Origin of the sequence: Nocardia sp. SSK8 (assembly GCF_037034205.1) — a bacterium.
Classification (GTDB): domain Bacteria; phylum Actinomycetota; class Actinomycetes; order Mycobacteriales; family Mycobacteriaceae; genus Nocardia.
The window spans coordinates 1-19,922 of the sequence record NZ_JBAGKD010000006.1 but is presented as its reverse complement, the minus strand read 5'-3'; the positions used below and the strand labels follow the sequence as shown (position 1 = coordinate 19,922).

General features: G+C 70.4%; 14 protein-coding genes and 1 pseudogene. 10 read left to right on the top strand and 5 right to left on the bottom strand.

The window, feature by feature from the left end; translation table 11 throughout:
• Positions 1–559: 559 nt before the first annotated feature.
• Positions 560–1,351 (bottom strand): TIGR03084 family metal-binding protein, encoded by a 792-nt coding sequence (locus WA675_RS13230; protein WP_336084556.1) that lies wholly within the window; start codon positions 1,349–1,351, stop codon positions 560–562.
• Positions 1,352–1,458: 107 nt separating this feature from the next.
• Positions 1,459–2,814 (bottom strand): hypothetical protein, encoded by a 1,356-nt coding sequence (locus tag WA675_RS13225; protein ID WP_336084555.1) that lies wholly within the window; start codon positions 2,812–2,814, stop codon positions 1,459–1,461.
• 212 nt (positions 2,815–3,026) lie between these two features.
• Here WA675_RS13225 and WA675_RS13220 point away from each other — a divergent pair, with 212 nt between their 5' ends.
• Positions 3,027–5,822, top strand: coding sequence for an ATP-binding protein (locus WA675_RS13220; RefSeq protein ID WP_336084554.1), 2,796 nt, complete (start codon positions 3,027–3,029; stop codon positions 5,820–5,822).
• Between the two features lie 265 nt (positions 5,823–6,087).
• On the opposite strand, the gene WA675_RS13215 is transcribed toward WA675_RS13220, so the two are convergent.
• Positions 6,088–6,711: a TetR/AcrR family transcriptional regulator gene (locus WA675_RS13215; RefSeq protein WP_336084553.1), complete on the bottom strand. Its 624-nt coding sequence runs from the start codon at positions 6,709–6,711 to the stop codon at positions 6,088–6,090.
• Positions 6,712–6,795: 84 nt separating this feature from the next.
• Between WA675_RS13215 and WA675_RS13210 the strand changes: the two genes are divergently transcribed.
• From WA675_RS13210 to lon, 6 genes are all read left to right on the top strand, one after another.
• Positions 6,796–7,578, top strand: a complete 783-nt coding sequence (locus WA675_RS13210) for an Rv1157c family protein (protein ID WP_442945620.1) — start codon at positions 6,796–6,798, stop codon at positions 7,576–7,578.
• A 31-nt stretch (positions 7,579–7,609) separates the two neighbouring features.
• Positions 7,610–7,780, top strand: a complete 171-nt coding sequence (locus WA675_RS13205) for a DUF2613 domain-containing protein (protein ID WP_336084551.1) — start codon at positions 7,610–7,612, stop codon at positions 7,778–7,780.
• Positions 7,777–8,841 (top strand): DUF3068 domain-containing protein, encoded by a 1,065-nt coding sequence (locus WA675_RS13200; protein WP_336084550.1) that lies wholly within the window; start codon positions 7,777–7,779, stop codon positions 8,839–8,841. The genes WA675_RS13205 and WA675_RS13200 overlap by 4 nt, the downstream gene beginning before the upstream one ends.
• A 120-nt stretch (positions 8,842–8,961) precedes the next feature.
• On the top strand, positions 8,962–9,237 hold the full coding sequence (locus WA675_RS13195; protein ID WP_336084549.1) for a type II toxin-antitoxin system Phd/YefM family antitoxin: 276 nt from the start codon (positions 8,962–8,964) through the stop codon (positions 9,235–9,237).
• Entirely contained in the window at positions 9,219–9,638 is a 420-nt protein-coding gene (locus tag WA675_RS13190; RefSeq protein WP_336084548.1) for a type II toxin-antitoxin system VapC family toxin, read from the top strand. The genes WA675_RS13195 and WA675_RS13190 overlap by 19 nt, the downstream gene beginning before the upstream one ends.
• 92 nt (positions 9,639–9,730) lie before the next feature.
• Positions 9,731–12,310, top strand: a complete 2,580-nt coding sequence (gene lon / locus WA675_RS13185) for an endopeptidase La (RefSeq protein WP_336084547.1) — start codon at positions 9,731–9,733, stop codon at positions 12,308–12,310.
• Between the two features lie 382 nt (positions 12,311–12,692).
• Here lon and WA675_RS13180 read toward each other — a convergent pair.
• A pseudogene (locus tag WA675_RS13180) lies at positions 12,693–13,100 on the bottom strand (PaaI family thioesterase); the annotation flags it as partial.
• 223 nt (positions 13,101–13,323) lie between these two features.
• Here WA675_RS13180 and WA675_RS13175 point away from each other — a divergent pair.
• Together WA675_RS13175 and WA675_RS13170 are read left to right on the top strand one after the other, a co-directional pair.
• On the top strand, positions 13,324–14,403 hold the full coding sequence (locus WA675_RS13175; RefSeq protein WP_336084546.1) for a DNA polymerase IV: 1,080 nt from the start codon (positions 13,324–13,326) through the stop codon (positions 14,401–14,403).
• A 115-nt stretch (positions 14,404–14,518) separates the two neighbouring features.
• Positions 14,519–15,514 carry an acrylyl-CoA reductase family protein gene (locus WA675_RS13170; RefSeq protein WP_336084545.1) on the top strand — a complete coding sequence of 332 codons (996 nt, stop codon included), beginning with the start codon at positions 14,519–14,521 and terminating at the stop codon, positions 15,512–15,514.
• Positions 15,515–15,654: 140 nt separating this feature from the next.
• Here the strand turns inward: WA675_RS13170 and WA675_RS13165 are convergent, their stop codons facing one another.
• On the bottom strand, positions 15,655–17,541 hold the full coding sequence (locus WA675_RS13165; protein WP_336084544.1) for an ABC transporter ATP-binding protein: 1,887 nt from the start codon (positions 17,539–17,541) through the stop codon (positions 15,655–15,657).
• A 136-nt stretch (positions 17,542–17,677) separates the two neighbouring features.
• On the opposite strand from WA675_RS13165, the gene WA675_RS13160 reads away from it, so the two are divergent.
• On the top strand, positions 17,678–19,922 hold a 2,245-nt coding region (locus WA675_RS13160; RefSeq protein WP_336084543.1), incomplete at its 3' end, for an FAD-binding and (Fe-S)-binding domain-containing protein.

The window sequence follows — 19,922 nt, the reverse complement described above, 5'->3', positions numbered from 1 at the left end:
GCGCACGGGGTACTCCCCATAGGCAGGCGAGCGTCATTCGCGACTGCCACGGAGGTCAACCCCCCGGCCAACGACGTCCGGGGCAGTCGGCTGGATGGCGCTCACATATGGCGCTCGCCTGTTCTGGCTGGTGGGGAACTTAGTTTGCGGTCCCAGAATGTGCTGTGTTTTTGGAGCGCTGGCGCGCTCGAGTCGCGGCCCCTTAATGGGCCGCCGGTCAGCGCTCGAGACTCGCGCCTGCGGCGCATGCGCTTCGAGCGCTGACCGGCGACCCGGCCGCGACCCGCCGCTGCGCGGCGGATCCCTCCTCGAGGTCGGGATGTGCGGGGCTGGGAGTGCGGTAGGTGGCGCACTTGGGGTGTGGGGTGTGGCTGGGGGTGCGGGAGGTGGCGGACCTCGGGTGTGGGGTGTGGCTGGGAGTGCGGGAGGTGGCGGACCTCGGGTGTGGGGTGTGGCTGGGAGTGCGGGAGGTGCGCACTTCCGATGTGCGGGGGGCGGGGGCGGAGGGCGGGGGCGTAGTTCGGATGTGCCGCTGGCTGGGAGTTTTGGAGGGGGGTGGTCAGGCGAACTGGCCTTCGATGCGGCCTTCTCCGGGCGGGCCTGCGAAGGCTTGGGCGATGGTGAGCCAGTGTTCGGCGTCGGGGCCCTCGGTGGTCAGGGCGGTGTCGGCGCGGTGGCGGCGCTGGGTGGTGACCAGGCAGAAGTCGAGGGCGGGGCCGGTGACGCGCTGTGTCGCGTCCTCGGGGCCCCAGGTCCACAGCGAGCCGTCGGGGGCGGTGAGTTCCACCCGGAATTCCTCGGCGGGGCCGGATTCGCCGTGCACGGTGTAGGCGAAGTTCCTGGTCCGGACGCTGATGTGGGCCACGGTGCGCAGCCGGGCGGTGGGGGTGCGGGTCACGCCGAGCGCGTCGGCCACGTCTTGGCCGTGCGCCCAGGTCTCCATGATGCGGGCGGAGATCATCGAGGCGGGGCTCATCGGCGGGCCGAACCACGGCAGCTTGGTGCCCGCGGGCACGGCCGCGAGCGCGGCGGCCAGCTCGGCGCGGCCGTGCTGCCAGCGGGCGAGCAGCTCGGCGGGCGGGATCTGGGCGAGTTCCTCGGCGGCCTCGTCGACGAAGGTGAACATCTTGGGCGCGGCCTCGGTGAGCAGCGCGGTGAACCGCTCGCCATCGGTGGCGGCGATGATCGAGACCTCGTCGGTCCAGGTCAGGTGGGCGATCTGGGTGGCGATGTCCCAGCGCGGGGCGGGGGTCGGGGTCTTCCACTGCGCGGCGCTCAGCGGCGCCACCAGGTTCTCCAGGTCGGCGCACTCGGCGGCGAAGTCGTCGAGGAGCGCTGCGAGGTCAGCCATCTGTTCCCTTGCCGGATCATGGCGCGACCGGTCCGTGCGCCGTCCCTCCCAGAATCGCAGCGGGCCAGAAAAAATGCAAGCATGCGTGCTTGTTCTTGGCGGCGGTCCTACCAGCCGAAGGTCAGCAGGTGGATCGCGCCCACGGCGATACCGAGCACGCCGCCGTGCAGATACAACAGCCACGCGTCCTGCTCCACGGCCGCGTAGAACATCTCCATGAACTCACCGGGGGTGAGTTTCTGCAGCTTGCGGTCGGCGAAGGCGTCGATCTTCTTGGCCTGCTCGCGCACGAACTTCTCGTCCTCGACCATGCTCGGCGCCAGGCTCAGCCCCGCGCCAGCGCCCGCGGTCGCCAGATTGTCGTAGCCCTTGCGGCCGATCGCCGCGCGCACCATGAACGCCGTCGGGCCCAGCTGCTCGTGGATCTCCTCGGCGACCACCCGCTCGATCAGCTGACGGGTCTTGTCGCCGTTGGGGCCGTCCAGCAGCTCGTTGGACAGGTTCTCCACGGTCAGCACCTGGTAGGCCAGGATGTGCGCGAGGTCGGTGGCCGCCTGCGGCTGGCGCTTGGCCAGCAGCGCCTGGCGCCACAGGTACTTGTAGCGCGGCTGTGGATCGCCCGGCTCGAAGACCATCTTGATGGCGATCACGTTCACCGTCACGCCGATCATGGCCGAGGCGAACAGCACGATCACCCAGGCCGGAATGGCCGAGATATACGGAATCTGCGGGTGCACGTGCAGATACAGCGCCAGGATCAGGCCGAAGGGCGCGCCGAGCAGACCGACGCGGGACATGAACTTCAGTTCCGGCGCCGCGATGGTGGTGGTCAGGTCCTTGAGAATGTAGGGGTTCTTCTCCAGATACCGGATGACGAAGTTCTTCACATCCAGCAGCTGGTCGATATTGTCGCCGAGATTGGCGAACGCGCGGCGGCTCAGCGCGGGCAGTTGCCGGTCCACCCGCTGGTAGACGGCCTGCTTGACCTGCCGGGGCAGCGAGCGCCACAGGTCGGGATTCTCCCGGTACATGATCTCGTCGACGATCGGCTGCACCTGCGGACGAGCCCGCTCGGCGAGATAGTCACCGATGCCGTCGAGGTCGAGTTCATGGATGAAATCGCGCGGGCTGCCGATCCGCATCAGCGCCTTGTCCACGCAGATGCTGGCCATCTTCTCCGCGCGCGCCGGGATGAACCCCTGGAAGCCGAGCTTGCGTCCGTCGCCGGAGAAGGTCGGCAGCACCTGCACCCGCCGGGGCAGATACGGGTAGAGCACGTGCAGCATCGGCACCCGGAAGCCCTTGAACTGCACCGGCCAGAACAGCATGAGCACGCCGGTCCAGTTGGTGAGCCAGCCCGCCAGCGCGCTGAAGATCGGGAAGCTCACCAGATCGACCACGAACTTCGACTGCCCCGTCAGCTCCTCCCAGTTGATGAAGAGTCCGGAGGCGAGTGTGGTCATCGAGGAGCCCCCTAGTGCTGACGTGCGCAAACGCGAAGAACTGACAAGAACGTGAGGATAAGCCAATCACATCGCGGGCCGGTGTACTGCGGACTGGTCGAACGAAGCCGCGCCCGGCAGCCCCCGCCCTGGTGAGTGTGGGCACTGCCGCGGGGCGCCGATGTGGGCGAATTCCACCCTGCGCGGCGCTGAACTGCGGTGATACTTGTTCGATGCAGAATCCGGCGGTCGGACGGCAGGCGGAGATCGCGCGGTTGCGGGCAGCGGTGCTCGCCACGGCGGCAGGGGCGGGGCGGGTCGTGCTGGTGCGCGGCCCGGCCGGAATCGGCAAGACCTGGTTAGCCGATCGCGGCGCCGAGCTGGCGCGCGCCGCGGGCTTACGGATCGCCCGCGCCGCCGTCGACGACGCCGGGATCTCGCCACTGCGGCTGTGGCGTCAGGCTGCCCGCGAGGTACCCGGCCTGGCCGCCGCCCTGCGCACGATCGGCGAAGCCGGAACTCCGGTGCCGGTCCGCCGATTCCGGATGTTCACCGAGGCCGCCACCGCCCTGCACGCCGACGACACCGGCCTCGCCCTGATCCTCGATGACCTGCACCGCGCCGACGCCCGCTCTCTCGAACTACTCACCCACCTCGTCACAGCGACCCCACCCGGCCGCCTCCTGCTCCTGCTCACCGCCCGCGAACCCGCGGGCCACCTCCTCCTCGCCGAAATCCCCGACTGGGAACACCACCCCCACGTCGAGTGCCTCACGCTTCCCGCACTGTCCGAGAAGGAAGTCAGCAGCTGGCTCGAACAATCCGGTCACCGAGCCGATCTCGCCGCTGAAGTCCATCAGCGGACCGGCGGCAATCCACTCCTTCTTCAGATGTGCCCGGACTTCGGCACAGTGGAGACACCCTGCGCGGGCGCCCGGCTCGCCACCATGACACCCGATGCCGCCGGTGATCCCGGCGGCACACTCGTGTCCGAAGCCGAAGCCGAAGCCGAAGCCGAAGCCGAAGCCGAAGCCGAAGCCGAAGCCGAAGCCGAAGCCGAAGCCGAAGCCGAAGCCCGTGCTGGGGCCGAAGCCGAAGCCGAAGCCCGTGCCGGGACCGAAGCCGAAGCCCGTGCCGGGGCCGAAGCCGGAGCCGGGACGGCCGGGGCTGGAGACCGTGCCGTAGTCGCGGTTGGAGCCCGTGCTGGTGCCGGAGATCGTGAGCGTGGCTGGGCCGTGGAGTCGGCTGATCTCCGTGCGTGGGTGCTCCTTCGCCGACGATGTCTGGATCCGGCCGATAGCGCCCTGCTCGGCGCGGCGAGTGTGCTCGGCGAGCGGATCGATGTCGAGATCCTCGCCCAGCTCACCGGCGCACCCCTCGCACGGGCACCCGAACAGGTGTGGCGAATGCTCGAAGCCGCCGCCGGGGCCGGTCTTGTCCGTGAATCCGGGGACGGCACAGCGACTTTCCCCGGCCCGGTCCGGGACGTGCTGTATGCCGAGCTGTCCCCCACCGAGCGCACCGAGCTGCACCGCTCCGTAGCCGAGGCACTCGCCGATCGCGGGGGACCTGATGCCGAGATCGCGGGCGTGATCGCGACGCACTGGCGCGAGTCGGGCGCGACGACCCCGGCCGCACGGCGCTGGTTCCGTCGGGCCGCCCATGCCGCGCGGGCGGTGACCGCCTTCCCGATGGCGATCCGCTTCGGCGAGTGGGCCATCGAAGCGGCGGGCACCGCCGATGACGCCCTGCGCGCCGAACTGCTCGTCGACCTCGCCCGCGACGAGTTCGACGCGGGCTGGATCGCCACCAGCCTCGACCACTGCGTCGCCGCCGCCGAGCTCGCCGACGAGGCCGACCGCCCGGACCTGATCGCCGAGGCCGCGCTGGTCGTGCACGACGCCACCATCCCGACCGTGCTCACCCAGCTGAATCTGCTGTGCAGCAAGGCTCTCCGACGGATCGACCCCCGCCAGCACCCCGATCTGGTCGCCCGCCTGCTGGCACAGCACGCCCACTTCGCCGCCGACCGGGGTGCGGGCACCGAGGCCCGCATGCTCTCCGAGCAGGCCGTACAGGCCGCCCGGCGCTGCACCGACCCGGAAGTCCAGTTCGACACGATCCGCGCGAGATATAAGGCGCTGTCCGACATCTGCTTCCTCGCCGAACGCACCGAACTCACCACCCGAACCCACGCGATCTCAGCCGAATACCCCGCGGCCCAGCCCTGGGGATACGTGTGGACAGCCGAAACCTCCCTACAGCGCGGCGATCTCGTCACCTGCGACCGCGCGCTGGACGACCTGGCCGCCCTCGCGCCCCACCACCCCCTCGCCCGCTGGCACCTGCTCCGCCTCCGCGCCGACCGAGCCCTCCTCCTCGGCGACCTCCCCCGCGCCCGCGAATTCGACACCGCCGCCTATGAATTGGCCCGCGCCCTCGGCGACATCGCCCTCACCGTCCGACACCCCTTGTTCCTGCTCATCTGCGCGGTGATCACCCCGGGCGACGAACCAGGCAGCACCCGGCCCGAATTCCACACCGACACAGACCTGTTCACCGACCTCCCGAAAACCCCCATCACCCACCTGTTCCCACCCTTGTTCCACGCCCTCACCGGCAACCTGGCCACCGCCGCCACCGAACTGGCCCCCGTACGCGACCTCCCCGCCACCCTCGAACCCGGCCCCCACCGCACCGCCACCCTCTACCTCCTGGGCGCCATCGCCGAACTCCTGGCCGACGCCCACACTGCCGACAACGTCTATCAAGCCCTCGCGGGCCACGAATCCCACTACTGCGCCGACCCCCTACTCCCCCACCTCGGCTCCCTGGCCCGCATCCGCGCCGACAATGCCCGCGTCGCCGGTCACCTCGCCGCCGCCCGCACCCTCTACCGCCAGGGCCTCACCATGGACACCGCCCTGCGCGCCCACCCCTTCATCGCCCTGGGCCACCGCGGCCTTGCCCGCGTCGATGCCCCCGACCGCGGAACTGGAACAGGTTGCCGCTCGATTGCCGGGGTGTGATGGGGGCTACTGATCAGTAGTCGAGTGACCAGAATATATTTGTCGGCAAGGCCCCTGGATCCGCACGCTGCTGATTCATTGATCGATGGCATCACCGCAGGTGACGGGGGTCTCGGAAAATCAGGCGTTGCGATCTGGGTCACTATTGTGTCAAACTCTCGGACCACACTGTGGAGCCGACCGGTCTCACAATGTCCAGAAAGGGAGAGGGTTGAGCTTGCGGCACGTGCGCGAAGTTGCCACCCTCCCGTCGGCTGGGCGCGATTCAGTCCGTCACGATGAGCGACAGGGCCGCTCCGGTGAGCAGCTCGACGAGCTCCTCGACCGGCGGTCGCGAGTCGCGCAGCAGCCACTCGTGCGCCATGCCGTTGACCGCGCCGGTGATCAGTGCCGTCGTCAGCTGCGCGTCCCCGCCGCGCAGGCGCGCGCCGATGCCCTCGATCGCGGCGTCGATCAGCGCCGCCCAGGAGTGCCTGCGGGCGCGCCTGCGGTCCTCCATGCGGTCACTCACGCCGACCACCTCGATGAGCGCCACCTGGGCCCGATACGGGTCCGAGCCGAGCGACTCGAGGTAGGCCGCGAAGCCCGCCCGCAGCGCCGTCGCCGGATCGGTCGGCTTGGCCAGGGCGACCAGGCTGGTCGCGACCGCCGTCGCCGCGTCGTCCTGGATCCGGTCATAGGCCGCGAGCAGGACGTCCTCGCGGGTCTCGAACTCCTCGTAGAACTGCCGCTTGGACAACCCCGCCGCGGCACACACCTCCGCGAGCGAGCACGTGGCGTAGCCGCGTTCGGCGAAGATGCGCGTTGCTGCTTCCAGGAACCGCTGCCGCCGCTCGGCTTTACGCGCGACGACCGTACGACCCCCATACCGTCTGTCCGCTGTAGTCACCTCTCCAAAGTATCTGAAACCCGGGATAACACTGACATTTCCGGTGTGCTTTATCCCTCTCCCAACAAGAAGGACGGCTGACCAGTGCTGCGCACCCGAGGATCGCGGACCGCTTTGTCTGCATTCGTACTAGCGGTGAGTGCTTCACTCGCTGCTCCGACGCCGACGATGGCTGCCCCGCAGCCAGCCGCGGCACAGCCGAGCGTTCCGGCGATCCCGGAGAACGTGTCCTCCGAGGTGCTGGCCGCCCTGGCACCGACGATGGTAAGCGCCATCTCCGCCCCGGCCCCCATCGCCGACGGCGCGCAGAGCGCGATCCTGGCCCAGGCGCGGGCGCTGCTGGCCACCCCCGGCATTCCCGCGCAGGTCAAGGCGACGCTGGAGAAGGTCATCACCTTCCTCGACGGCAGCGGTGGCGGTGGTCCCGACCTGCCGCCCGCCGACGGCCCGGTGATCTCGCAGTTCCTCTACCCGACCATCGGCAAGGGCTGCATCGGCCCGAGCTCGGACTCGGTCGGCACCGCGCTGGCCGTGGCGGGCCCGGCCGAACTGCCGCCGCCGGGACCGCAGGCGGGCCAGACCGGCTTCGTCTTCACCGCGCTGGGCACCAAGACACCCACCGAGGTGCAGAACCCCCCGATGACCGTGCAGTGGATCAACCTCGACACCCGCCGCACCGGCAACGCCCCGCTCACCACCGAGGCCGGCATCAACCCCGACGGCCCGGCCACGCTGTCGGCCATCGCCGACACCGGCGCCGGCCGGATCGCCGCGGTGATCTCCGGGTCACTGACCACGACGACCGCCGACGCCGAAGTCCGCACCTGCTCGTTCGCCCCGACCCTGGGGTTCTTCTCGGTCGCCTGAGCCGACCCCACGTATTGGAGTTTCGATCGTTATGAAGTTCGCCGTTCCCGGCCTGATCAGTGGGCTGGCAGGCGCGGTTCTCGGGGTGATTGCCGTCATCGGCATCACCGCGGCCGCACAGCAGAATTCGATCCCCGCACCCGAGACCACCGCTGACCCGGGCTCCTCGCTGCTGGGCAACGTGCAGTACGGCAGCCGATGAGCGGCGCGCGCAGGACCATCGCCTGCATCCTCGTCGGCCTCGGCGCGCTGCTACTGGCCGCCGCCGCCCTGATCCCCACCTACACCGTCAGCAAGGTCGCCAAGACCCCGCTGGATCTGCGCATCACCACCGTGGCCAAGAGCGTGCCCGGTGAGGAGAGCGTGGTGCTGGACTCCAAGTCGCTCGCCTCGCCCGAGGGCGCGGCCAAGATCGACACCAACGTGCCCCTGCTCTCGCAGCGGTTCCTGACGGTCGAGGAGCCCTCCGGCGCCGACGAGATGACCGTGCAGGCGGGCCAGACCCTCAGCCGCACCGACCGCGACGGCGACACCGGCCTGCTGACCGCCTCGCTGGACCGCGTCACCATCGACCGCGTCACCGGCGAGCCGATCGACGCCTCGCCCAACGGCTCGATCGCCACCGGCGTCGACAAGTCGGGCGCCCCGGTGGCCGACCCGTCGCAGCGCGTGGGTCTGCAGTACCGCTTCCCGATCGGCACCGAGAAGAAGTCGTACCCGTACTTCGACCTCAACGCCCGCGCCACCTTCGACATCAACTTCATGGGTGAAGCGGAGATCGACGGCGTGCCGGTCTACCACTTCCAGCAGACCATCCCGGTCACCAACATGTGGGACGTCACCCCGGCGGCCACCCACCGGCTGACCCTGCCCGCGTTCAAGTGGGGCCTCGAGGGTGAGGAGCCGGTCACCATGACCCGCTTCTACACCAACACGCGCGACGTGTGGGTCGAGCCGAAGACCGGCGCGGTCCTCAAGGGCGGCGAGCAGCTGCACCTGTTCTACGGCCGCAGTGCCGACCAGGTCGACGTCACCGCCCTGAAGTCGCACCTGGTCTTCGACCAGCCGACCATCGACGCCCAGATGGAAGTCACCCAGAAGAGCCTCGACAAGCTCTCCCTGTTCGGCACCACCCTCCCGATCATCCTCGGCATCGTCGGCGCCATCGCCCTGATCGGCGGCATCGTCCTCGGCATCCTGAGCGCCCGCACCCGCGGCCGCCTGATCGATCCCCCGACCGAAAGGTTCGACCGAAGCCTCTAACCCCCTGCAAGGCGAACGCCCCGTCTCCCGGCCCCACCCCAGCCGGCAGCCGGGGCGTTCGCTGTTTTCCGAGGTCGAGCCCCTGTAGCGCGGTGTAGCACCACGCGCTACATTCGAAGGATGAAGGTGATCTCGCAGCGCGAACTGCGCAACAACTCGGCGGCGGTGATGGACGCGGTGGAAGCCGGCGAGACCTTCCGGGTCACCCGCAACGGCGTCGAGGTCGCGGAGGTCCGGCCGGTCAGCAGGCGACGGCGCCGCACGGCCGCCGAGCTGGTCGAGCGGCATCGCAAGCTGCCGATGGTCGACTATGCGGCGATGCGGCGGGAGGCCGACGAGTTCTTCGGTACCGAGGATCGCATCGGCGACGACGACCCGTGGACCAGGCAGCGGTGACGGCCCGGCATCCCGCGGGCGTCCTCGACACCTGCGCCTACCTCGACCTCGCCGTGCTCGATCCGGCGCTGCTGCCGGAGGTTCCCGAGATCACCGCGATCACGCTGGCCGAGCTCAATCAGGGTGTGGCGATGGCGAAGGACGCGGTGACGCGCGCGGCGCGGTCCGAACAGCTCGGCGCGGCGATCGTCGAATTCGATCCGCTCCCGTTCGACGAGGCCGCGGCGACGCGGTACGGCACGCTGGTAGCGCTCACGATCGCCGCGAAGCGCGACCCCCGCCCCCGCCGCATGGACCTGCTCATCGCCGCCATCGCCTCGGCCAACGACTTGCCGCTCTACACCCGCAACAGCGCCGACTTCCGCGGGTTGGACAGCATGCTGGAGGTCGTCGACCTCTGACTCGTTCGCCGTGAGTGAACCGGGCGGGGGTGTGGAACAAAGACCGGGTCGGCCATGTTGAGTCGGGAAAGCTCAACTTTGAAAGGGTCGATATGACTACAGCTCAGAACCTGCCGGTGCTGTTCCTCACCGATCCGATCGTGCTGCCGGGCATGGTCGTGCCCATCGAACTGGACGAGTCCGCGCAGGCCGCGATCGATGCCGCACAGGCCGGGAAAACCGGTGCCGTGCTGGTCGCGCCCCGGCTCGACGAGGGGTACGCCTCCTACGGTGTCGTCGCCACGATCGAGCAGGTCGGGCGGATGCGCGGGGGCGCGCCCGCCGCCGTGCTCAAGGCCGAGCGGCGCGCGAGGATCGGGCACGGGGTGACCGGGCCGGGGGCTGCGCTGTGGGTGGAGGCCGAGCCGGTCGAGAGCGTGGCGCCCAGCGAGCGCACCCGCGAACTCGCCGCCGAGTACAAGAAGCTCGTGGTGGCGGTCCTGCAGCGGCGTGAGGCCTGGCAGGTCATCGACATCGTCAACCAGCTCGACAGCCCCGACGCCATCGCCGACACCGCCGGCTACGCGCCCTACCTGTCCGACGAACAGAAGCGCGAACTGCTCGAGACCCCCGATATCGACGCCCGCCTGACCCGCCAGCTCGAGTGGATCAAGGCGCACATCGCCGAGGTCGAGGTCACCGACAAGATCTCCGAGGACGTCCGCGACGGCATGGAGAAGAGCCAGCGCGAGTTCCTGCTGCGCCAGCAGCTCAACGCCATCCGCAAGGAACTCGGCGAGGACGAACCCGACGGCGCCGACGACTACCGCACCCGCGTGGAGAACGCCGACCTGCCCGACCACGTCCGCGCCGAGGCGCTGCGCGAGGTCGGCAGGCTCGAACGCGCCAGCGACCAGAGCCCGGAATCGGGCTGGATCCGCACCTGGCTCGACACCGTGCTCGACCTGCCGTGGACGGCGAGAACCGAAGACAGCACCGATGTCTCGGCCGCCCGCGCGGTACTCGACGCCGATCACCACGGCCTCGACGAGGTCAAGGACCGCATGGTCGAGTACCTGGCGGTGCGCTCACGCCGGGCCGCGCGCGGGCTCGAGGTAGTCGGCGGACGTGGCTCCGGCGCGGTGCTGGTGCTGGTCGGCCCGCCCGGTGTCGGCAAGACCTCGCTGGGTGAGTCGGTCGCGAAGGCGCTGGGCCGTAAGTTCGTGCGCGTCGCCCTGGGCGGCGTCCGCGACGAGGCCGAGATCCGTGGCCACCGCCGCACCTACGTCGGCGCGCTGCCCGGCCGGATCGTGCGCGCGGTCAAGGAGGCGGGATCGATGAATCCCGTCGTGCTGCTCGACGAGATCGACAAGGTCGGTTCCGATTTCCGGGGTGACCCGGCGGCGGCGCTGCTCGAGGTCCTCGACCCCGCGCAGAACCACACCTTCCGCGATCACTACCTGGACCTGGACCTCGACCTGTCCAACGTGCTGTTCATCGCGACCGCCAATGTCATGGACACCATCCCCGGCCCGCTGCTGGACCGGATGGAGCTCATCACCGTCGACGGCTACACCGAGGCCGACAAGGTAGCCATCGCCCGCGACTTCCTGGTGCCCCGGCAGCTGGAACGCAACGCGCTGACCGCCGAGGAGGTCTCGATCACCGACGCGGCACTGCGCGAGATCGCGGCGAACTACACCCGTGAGGCGGGCGTGCGGCAGATGGAACGGCTGGTGGCGAAGGCCCTGCGCAAGGCCGCCACCCAGTTGGTGACGGCGGGCGGTCCGGGCACGGCCCCGGGCGGTGTGCTGCCCAGCACCGGCGATGCGGCCGCTGGCGATGAGGTGGCTGGCGCTACGGCCACTGGCGATGCGGCCGGTGGCGATGCGGTGGCTGGCGATGCGGCCGGTAGCGACGTGGTGGCCGGTGGCCTGGGGCTCGGCTACGACCCGGCGCTCGGCTACGACAACGTGGTCGATCTAGAGCATCGCGTGGCGCCGACATCGCCCAGCCCGGCCGATACGGTGTCGACCCTGATCGTCGACGTCGACAACCTCACCGACTACCTGGGCCGCCCCCGCTTCACCCCGGACTCGGTGGAACGCACTGCCGTCCCCGGTGTGGCGACCGGCCTGGCGGTGACCGGCGCCGGTGGCGATGTGCTCTACCTCGAGGCCAATGCCGCCGAGGGCGAGCGCTCGCTGACCCTCACCGGCCAGCTCGGTGACGTCATGAAGGAGTCGGCGCAGATCGCCCTCACCTACGTGCGCTCGCACCTGGAGGAGATCGGGATCGAGCCGAAGGTCCTCGACCGCGATATCCACGTCCACTTCCCGGCGGGCGCGGTGCCCAAGGACGGCCCGTCGGCGGGCGTCACCATGGTGACGGCGCTGGTCTCGCTGGCCCTTGGCAGGCCGGTGCGCGGTGACGTCGGCATGACCGGCGAGGTCACACTCAATGGCCGGGTGCTGCCGATCGGTGGCGTGAAGCAGAAGCTGCTCGCCGCCCAGCGCGCCGGGTTGAAGACCGTCTTCATCCCGGCCCGCAACGAGCCCGATCTGGACGAGGTGCCCGCCGAGGTGCTGGCCGCCCTGGATGTGCGCCCCGTCGCCGACGTGGCCGACATCCTGGCCTACGCCATCGAGCCGGTGGTCGAACCGGCGGCCGGTGGGCTGGCCTTCACGGCCTGATCCGCACGAAGGAGGGCGGCGTCATCATCGCGATGACGCCGCCCTCCCGTGTCAGCGGCTCATGATCGGCGGAAGTGGTGCGGTTTCCGCGCATTGCCACGTGTCCGAGGCTTTGCGCCGGTGGCGGTCACGTGGGCTCCACGCGTTCCTGTGGGTCGGCGGCTTTGGGTCGGTGGTGGTCGTGTGGGCTTCGCGCGTTCCCGCCTTTTCAGCGGCTGACGGTCGGCGGCAGGGGCGCGGGTTCCTCGGGCTGCACCACCGGCAGCTGATCGGTCTCGTACGTGTCCTGCTCCTCGCCGAATTCGTCGTCGTACTCGTCGTCGAATTCCTCGTCGGCCTGCACCTCGGCCGAGGGCGCCAGATCCTTCTCCACCCGCCGCGTGGTCCCCTGCGCGACCGCGCACAGCACCGGCTCCTCCCCCTCGATCTCGGCGTACACATCGCAGTGCGTGACGGCCTGGCGCCGGGTGGCGCCCAGCACGGTGGCGTGCACCCGCAGCCGCTCGCCGTGTGCCGGACGCAGGTAGGTGATGGTGAAACCGCCGGTCAGCACATTGGGGCCGAGTACGGTGCCCGCCGCGAAGGTGAGCGCGTTGTCGGCGGCGTAGGCGAGCACTCCGCCGTGGACGAAACCGAACTGCTGGCCGTGCTCGGGCTGGATCTCGATGATCAGCGTGGCCGCGCCGTCGCCGAATTCGGTGAGTTCGGTGCCGACGAGCCGGGCGAACGGCTGCGCGGCCAATACCTGGCGAGCCAGGTCGAGGTCGAGGGTGGTGGCTTCGGTCGGCATCGGGTGTTCCGTTCTTCGATGTGCGTGGCGCATGAAACGTATTCGGCGCCCTCGACTCGCAGTGTCATCGCGAACGGTGACGACATCGGTTGGCGCGCTAGGGATATTGCCATCCTCGGCCGCGACCCCGGGTGACAGCTCCCGGCGGCCCGGATACCGGGTGGTCGCGAGCGCGGGGCGCGGCGGCACCGGATCGTCGGTGCGGTGCGGTAGAACTGCGTTCGTGCCCCAGTGGCTGCTGCATGTCGATCTCGACCAGTTCCAGGCGGCGGTGGAATTCCGGCGCCGTCCCGAGCTGCGCGGGCAGCCGGTGATCGTGGGCGGCGAGGGCGATCCGGCACAACCGCGCAAGGTCGTCACCTGCGCGTCCTATCCGGCCAGGGCCTTCGGCGTGCGGGCCGGGATGCCGCTGCGCACGGCCCAGCGCAAATGTCCCGACGGCGTGTTCCTGCCGGTCGACATGGACGCCTACGAGATCGCGTCCGAGGAGATCATGGCCACCCTCGGCCGGGTCGCCGGGGCGGTCGAGGTGTGGGGCATGGACGAGGCGTTCGTCGCCACCGACGGCGACCCCTGGGCGCTGGCCGCGCGCCTCCGCACCGCCATCATCGACCTGGGCCTCACCTGCTCGGTCGGCATCGGCGACAACAAACTCACCGCCAAGCTCGCCACCGGCTTCGCCAAGTCCACCGGCAAGACCTCCGCCGAACCCGAGCACGACCCGGGCGCCGCCGCCGGGATCTTCCAGCTCACCGCCGCCAACTGGGCCGAACTCATGGGCCACCGCCCCACCGACGCGCTGTGGGGCGTCGGCGCCAAGATCGCCAAGCGCCTGGCCGCCCTCGACATCCACACCGTCGCCGACCTCATGGCCGCCGACCGCGCCCGCCTGGCCGCCGAGTTCGGCCCGAACACCGGCCCGTACTTCTGGGTCCTCGGCCACGGCAAGGGCGATACCGAACTCGTCACCACCCCGCGAATCCCCGTGGGCCGCAGCAAGTCCGAGACCTTCCCGCACGATCTCACCGACCCGGCCGAGATCCACCGCGAGGTGGCCCGCATCGCCGGGGAGGTCGCCGAGGAGATGCGCGAGCACCACCGCGTCAGCACCCGCGTCGCGGTCACCGTGCGCACCAAGACCTTCTACACCCGCAGCAAACAGCAGAAACTCCCCGCCCCCACCGACGACATCCCCACCATCGTCGACACCGCCCTCGCCATCATCGCCCGCTTCGACCTCGACCGCCCGGTCCGCCTGCTCGGCGTGCGGCTGGAACTCCTCCCGCCCGACCAGGACAGTTGATCACCACGTTCTGGTGGCGGATTCGGCCAGCGGACCTCGCGGCACCGCGTGGTGATCGCTTGTCCAGCGCGCTGGGTCTGCCCGTGGATGTGGCCGGGCTCGTATGCTCGGGTCCATGAATTTCTCCGCGATGGTGGCCCGTGAGTCCGAGGGTGGGATCGTTCTCGCTCGTGAGCAGGTCGGGGAGGATTTCCTCGGCGCGGGTGAGGTGACGATCAAGGTTCATTTCTCGAGCGCCAACTACAAGGACTATCTGGCGATCACGCCGCGCGGTGGCGTGGTGCGCGACTATCCGATCGTGCCGGGCATCGATCTCGCCGGTGAGGTGATCGCCTCGGAGACCGAGGAATTCGCCGTCGGCGACCAGGTGATCGCGCACGGCTACGAGCTCGGCGTCGCCCGCAACGGCGGCTTCGCCGAATACGCGCGGGTGCCCGCCGAATGGGTGGTGCGCCTGGACGGCCTGAGCACCCGCGAGGCCGCCACCATCGGCACGGCCGGTTTCACCGCCGCGCTGAGCGTGCAGGCCCTGCTCGACCACGGCCTGACCCCCGACGACGGCGCGGTACTCGTCACCGGCGCGACCGGCGGCGTCGGCTCGGTCGCCATCGACATCCTCTCCGGTCTCGGCTTCGAGGTCATCGCCTCCACCGGCAAGACCGACGCGGGCGACCTGCTCGCCGAGATCGGCGCCAACGAGGTCATCGGCCGCCTGCCGCTGGACCCCGACGCCAAGCCCCGCCCGCTCAACAAGGCCAACTGGGCCGCCGCGGTCGACAGCGTAGGCGGCGCCTCACTGGCCCACGTCCTCAGCGCCATCGGCTACGGCGGCGCGGTCGCCGCCAGCGGCCTCACCGGCGGCGCCGACCTGCCCACCACCGTCCTCCCGTTCATCCTGCGCGGAGTAAGCCTGCTCGGCATCGACTCGGTCTTCCTGCCGATCGCCAAGCGCCGCGAACTGTGGACGGCCCTCGGCAAGCAGCTGCGCCCCCAGCACCTTTCGACGATCGAGTCCTACGCGCCGATCACCGAGGTAGGTGAGGTACTCCAGTCGATCAAGGCCGGTGGCCACTCCGGCCGCACCGTCATCGGGGTCGCGGGCGAGTTCTGAGACCACGCCGCCGGTGCCGCCCCTGGCCCCGGCGGCTGGACCGGCGCGGGGCGGAACTCCCGTGCCCCGGTGGGTGCCGGATCTCGCGGTGCCATGTCCGGCCGCGGATGCCGGTCTCGGATCGGGGTGGCGATGCGGGCTCAGAGCGTGGCTGGCGTCGGGACCGGTTCGTCGGCGAACTGGGTGCGGTACAGCTCGGCGTAGCGGCCGTCGGCATTGAGCAGATCGGCGTGCGTGCCCCGTTCGACGATGCGGCCCTGTTCGAGCACCACGATCTGATCGGCCGCGCGGATGGTGGACAGCCGGTGCGCGATCACCAGTGCGGTTCGGCCGGTCAGCGCCTCGGTGAGGGCTTCTTGGACGGCCGCCTCGGAGGTGGAGTCCAGTGAGGCGGTGGCCTCGTCGAGGATCACCACGCGGGGCTGCTTGAGCAGCAGACGCGCGATGGTCAGGCGCTGGCGTTCGCCGCCGGAGAGCCGGTAGCCGCGCTCGCCGACCACGGTGTCGAGCCCGTCGGACAGCGAGCGGACCAGGTCACCGAGTCGGGCCCGTTCCAGCGCGTCCCACAGCTGGTCCTCGGACGCTTCCGGCCGGGCCAGCAGCAGATTCGCGCGGATGGTGTCGTGGAACAGGTGCCCGTCCTGGGTGACCAGGCCGACGGTGCGCTGGATCGACTCGGTGGTCAGCTCCCGCACATCGGCGCCATTGAGCTTCACCGCGCCCGAATCCACGTCGTAGAGCCGCGAAACCAGCTGCGCGATGGTCGATTTGCCCGCACCGGAGGATCCGACCAGTGCCACCAGCTGCCCGGGCTCGGCCCGCAGCGACACCTCGTGCAGCACCTCGACCCCGCCCCTGGTGTCCAGTGTGGCGACATCCTCGAGCGAGGCCAGCGACACCTTGTCCGCCGACGGGTAGCCGAAGTTCACCCCCTCCAGCTCCACCGCGACCGGGCCATCGGGCACCGGGACAGCGCCGGGCGCGTCCTCGATCAGCGGCCGCAGATCCAGCACCTCGAACACGCGCTCGAAGCTCACCAGGGCCGACATGATCTCGAGCCGGGCGCTGGCCAGCGCGGTGAGCGGGGTGTAGAGCCTGGTCAGCAGCAGCGACAGCGCCACCACCGAGCCCGCGTCCAGGCTGCCGCGCAGCGCGTACCAGCCGCCGAGGCCGTAGACCAGGGCCAGTGCCAGCGCGGAGACCAGGGTCAGCGAGGTGACGAAGGTGGTCTGCAGCATGGCGGTGCGCACGCCGATATCGCGCACCCGGGTGGCCCGCTGGGCGAACTCGGCCGATTCCTGACGCGGCCTGCCGAACAGCTTCACCAGGGTGGCGCCGGGGGCGGAGAAACGCTCGGTCATCTGGGTGCTCATGGCGGCATTGAGCTGGGCGGCCTCGCGCTGCATCGTGGCCAGCCGGTTACCCGCGCGACGGGCAGGGATGACGAACACCGGCAGCAGCACCAGCGCCAGCAGGGTGATCTGCCAGGAGATGCTGAGCATCACGGCCAGCGTCAGCACCAGGGTGACCAGGTTGGTGATCACGCCGGAGAGGGTGTCGCTGAAGGCGCGCTGGGCGCCGATCACGTCGCTGTTGAGCCTGCTCACCAGCGCGCCGGTGCGGGTGCGGGTGAAGAACGCGACCGGCATCTTCTGCACGTGATCGAACACGGCGGTGCGCAGGTCCAGGATCAGCCCCTCGCCGATGCGCGCCGAGAGCCACCGGATGGCCAGCCCGAGCCCGGCGTCGAGCACGGCCAGGCCCGCGATGGCGAGGGCGAGCAGCACCACGACGCGCGGCGCCGAGCCGCCGACGATGTCGTTGACGACCCGTCCGGCCAGCACCGGCGTCGCCACGCCGAGCACCGCGGCCACGATGCTGAGCAGCAGGAACGCCGAGATCCGGCGGCGGTGCGGCTGGGCGAAGCGCACGATCCGGCGCGCGGTGGCCAGGCGGAAGGGCCGCTCTTCCTCTGGCGCGTTCATCCGCCGGTACATCTGGCTGTAGGCCACGGATTCGATACTCACTGTCACTCTCCTCGCCGCTGTCCGCCCATCGAACACCTGCCCACCGACACTAAAACCTCAACAAAGGTTGACTTCAAATACTTTCCGCGGGCGCACGGTTCCGCGCACAGCGAAATCGGGGCAATAGGCTGGTCGGGTGGACGACGAGCGGAGTGTGCGGCTGCTGGCGCGAGCCCTGCGGGCCCGGCTCGGCGGGGAGGTCGACGCCGCCGTGCGCAGGCGCGTCGAGTACTCCGCCGACGCCTCCAACTACCGGGTGCGCCCCCGGCTGGTCGTCTTCCCGCGTACGGACGCCGACGTGGTGGCCACCGTGCTCTTCGCTCGCGAGCACGGCCTGCCGGTCACCGCGCGCGGCGGCGGCACCTCGGTGGCGGGCAATGTCGTGGGCCCCGGCATCGTGCTGGATTTCAGCAGGCATCTGCGCGCGGTGCTCGCCGTGGACGCCGAGGCCCGCACGGCCCGGGTCCAGCCCGGCGTGGTGCTCGCCGACCTGCAACGCCGCCTGCGCCCGGCCGGTCTGCGCTTCGGCCCCGACCCGTCGACCCAGGACCGCTGCACGCTGGGCGGGATGATCGGCAACAATGCCTGCGGACCGCACGCGCTGGCCTGGGGCCGCACCGCCGACACGGTGCGGGAACTGCGCGTGGTCGACGGCACCGGCACCGAACGCGTGCTCGGCGACGACCTGTCGGCGGTGCCCGGTCTCGCGCAGTTCACCGCCGCGCGGCTCGCGGTGCTGCGGACCGAGCTGGGGCGATTCGACCGTCAGGCCTCCGGCTATGGGCTGGAACATCTACTGCCGGAGCGAGGTTCGTCGTCAGCCAAGGCGTTCGTCGGGTCCGAAGGAACCTGCGGGCTCCTGCTGGAAGCCGAGGTCGCGCTCACCCCGCTGCCCGTCGCGACGGTGCTCACCGTGCTCGGCTATCCCGATATCGCCACGGCCGCCGACGATGTCGCGGCGGTGCTGAGCTGTGCGCCGATCGCGGTCGAGGGTATCGATGCCGGGCTGGTCGATGTGGTGCGCGCGCATCGCGGGCGGGTGCCCGAGCTGCCGCGCGGACGTGGCTGGTTGTTCGTGGAGACGGCCGGTGCGACCACCGCCGAAGCCCTCGCCACCGCCGAACATCTTTGCCGCACAGCCCATTCCGATGACCACCGGATCGTCACCGATCCCCGTGCCACTGCGGCACTGTGGCGGATCCGCGCCGACGGCGCTGGCCTGGCCGGACGCACGCCCGACGGAAATCCCGCCTGGCCGGGCTGGGAAGATGCCGCCGTCCCACCCGAGAATCTGGGCACCTACCTCCGCGAATTCGCCTCGCTCACCAGTGATTACCACGTCGGCGGGCTGCTCTACGGCCATATCGGCGACGGTTGCATCCACGTGCGGCTGGACTTCCCGATCGCCGACGCACCCCGCCGCTTTCGTGAATTCCTTTTCGATGCCGCCGGATTGGTGGTGCGGCACGGTGGCTCGCTCTCCGGCGAGCACGGTGACGGCCGAGCTCGCTCCGAGCTGCTCGAAGTGATGTACTCCCCCGCCGCCCGCGCCGCCTTCGCTGGGTTCAAGTCCCTGTTCGACCCCGACGACCTCCTCAACCCCGGCGTCCTCGTCCGCCCCGCCCCCGTCGACGCCGACCTGCGCGTTGCGGGCCTGTCACCGGTCCCCGCCACCGGCTTCGCCCTGCTCGCCGACTCCGGCGATCTGTCCACAGCTGTGCACAGATGTGTAGGAATCGGCAAGTGCCGCGCCGACACCCGCGCCGCGGGCGGCTTCACGTGCCCGTCCTACCTGGCCACCGCCGACGAGAAGGACACCACCCGCGCCCGCGCCCGCGTCCTCCAGGAGGTCGTCCGCGGCGATCTCGACTGGCGCTCCCCCGCCGTCGCCCAATCCCTCGACCTGTGCCTGTCCTGCAAGGCCTGCGCCACCGACTGCCCCGCCAGCGTCGACATGGCCACCTACAAATCCGAAACCCTCCACCGCCGCTACCACCACCGCCCCCGCCCCCTCGACCACTACCTCCTCGGCCAACTCCCCCGCTGGCTCACCGCCGCCCAACACGCCCCCCGCCTCCTCAACGCCCTCTCGGCCCACCCCCACCTCCGCCGCCTCGCGCTGCGCACCGCGGGCATCGACCCCCGCCGCCCAATCCCTCTCCTCGCCTCCGCCCCATTCCGCCGCATCTGGCAAGACCTCGGCGGCAACACCCGCCCCGACCCCCTCGCCACCGTCCTCCCGCACACCCGCCACCACAACCTCCTGCCGACCGCCCCGGTCTCCGACAACGGTGCTGGCAGCGCCCCCGCCTGCGCACTGCCGGAACCAGCCAGCCACAGCGGCCCCGCCGCTCCAGCCCGCTCAGCCGCGCGCGGTGCGC

Bases quoted from the DNA above. Each gene is read 5' to 3' on its own strand.
- WA675_RS13230 (WP_336084556.1), bottom strand. From the start codon at position 1,351: ATGGCTGACCTCGCAGCGCTCCTCGACGACTTCGCCGCCGAGTGCGCC.
- WA675_RS13225 (WP_336084555.1), bottom strand. From the start codon at position 2,814: ATGACCACACTCGCCTCCGGACTCTTCATCAACTGGGAGGAGCTGACG.
- WA675_RS13220 (WP_336084554.1), top strand. From the start codon at position 3,027: ATGCAGAATCCGGCGGTCGGACGGCAGGCGGAGATCGCGCGGTTGCGG.
- WA675_RS13205 (WP_336084551.1), top strand. From the start codon at position 7,610: ATGAAGTTCGCCGTTCCCGGCCTGATCAGTGGGCTGGCAGGCGCGGTT.
- WA675_RS13200 (WP_336084550.1), top strand. From the start codon at position 7,777: ATGAGCGGCGCGCGCAGGACCATCGCCTGCATCCTCGTCGGCCTCGGC.
- WA675_RS13195 (WP_336084549.1), top strand. From the start codon at position 8,962: ATGAAGGTGATCTCGCAGCGCGAACTGCGCAACAACTCGGCGGCGGTG.
- lon (WP_336084547.1), top strand. From the start codon at position 9,731: ATGACTACAGCTCAGAACCTGCCGGTGCTGTTCCTCACCGATCCGATC.
- WA675_RS13170 (WP_336084545.1), top strand. From the start codon at position 14,519: ATGAATTTCTCCGCGATGGTGGCCCGTGAGTCCGAGGGTGGGATCGTT.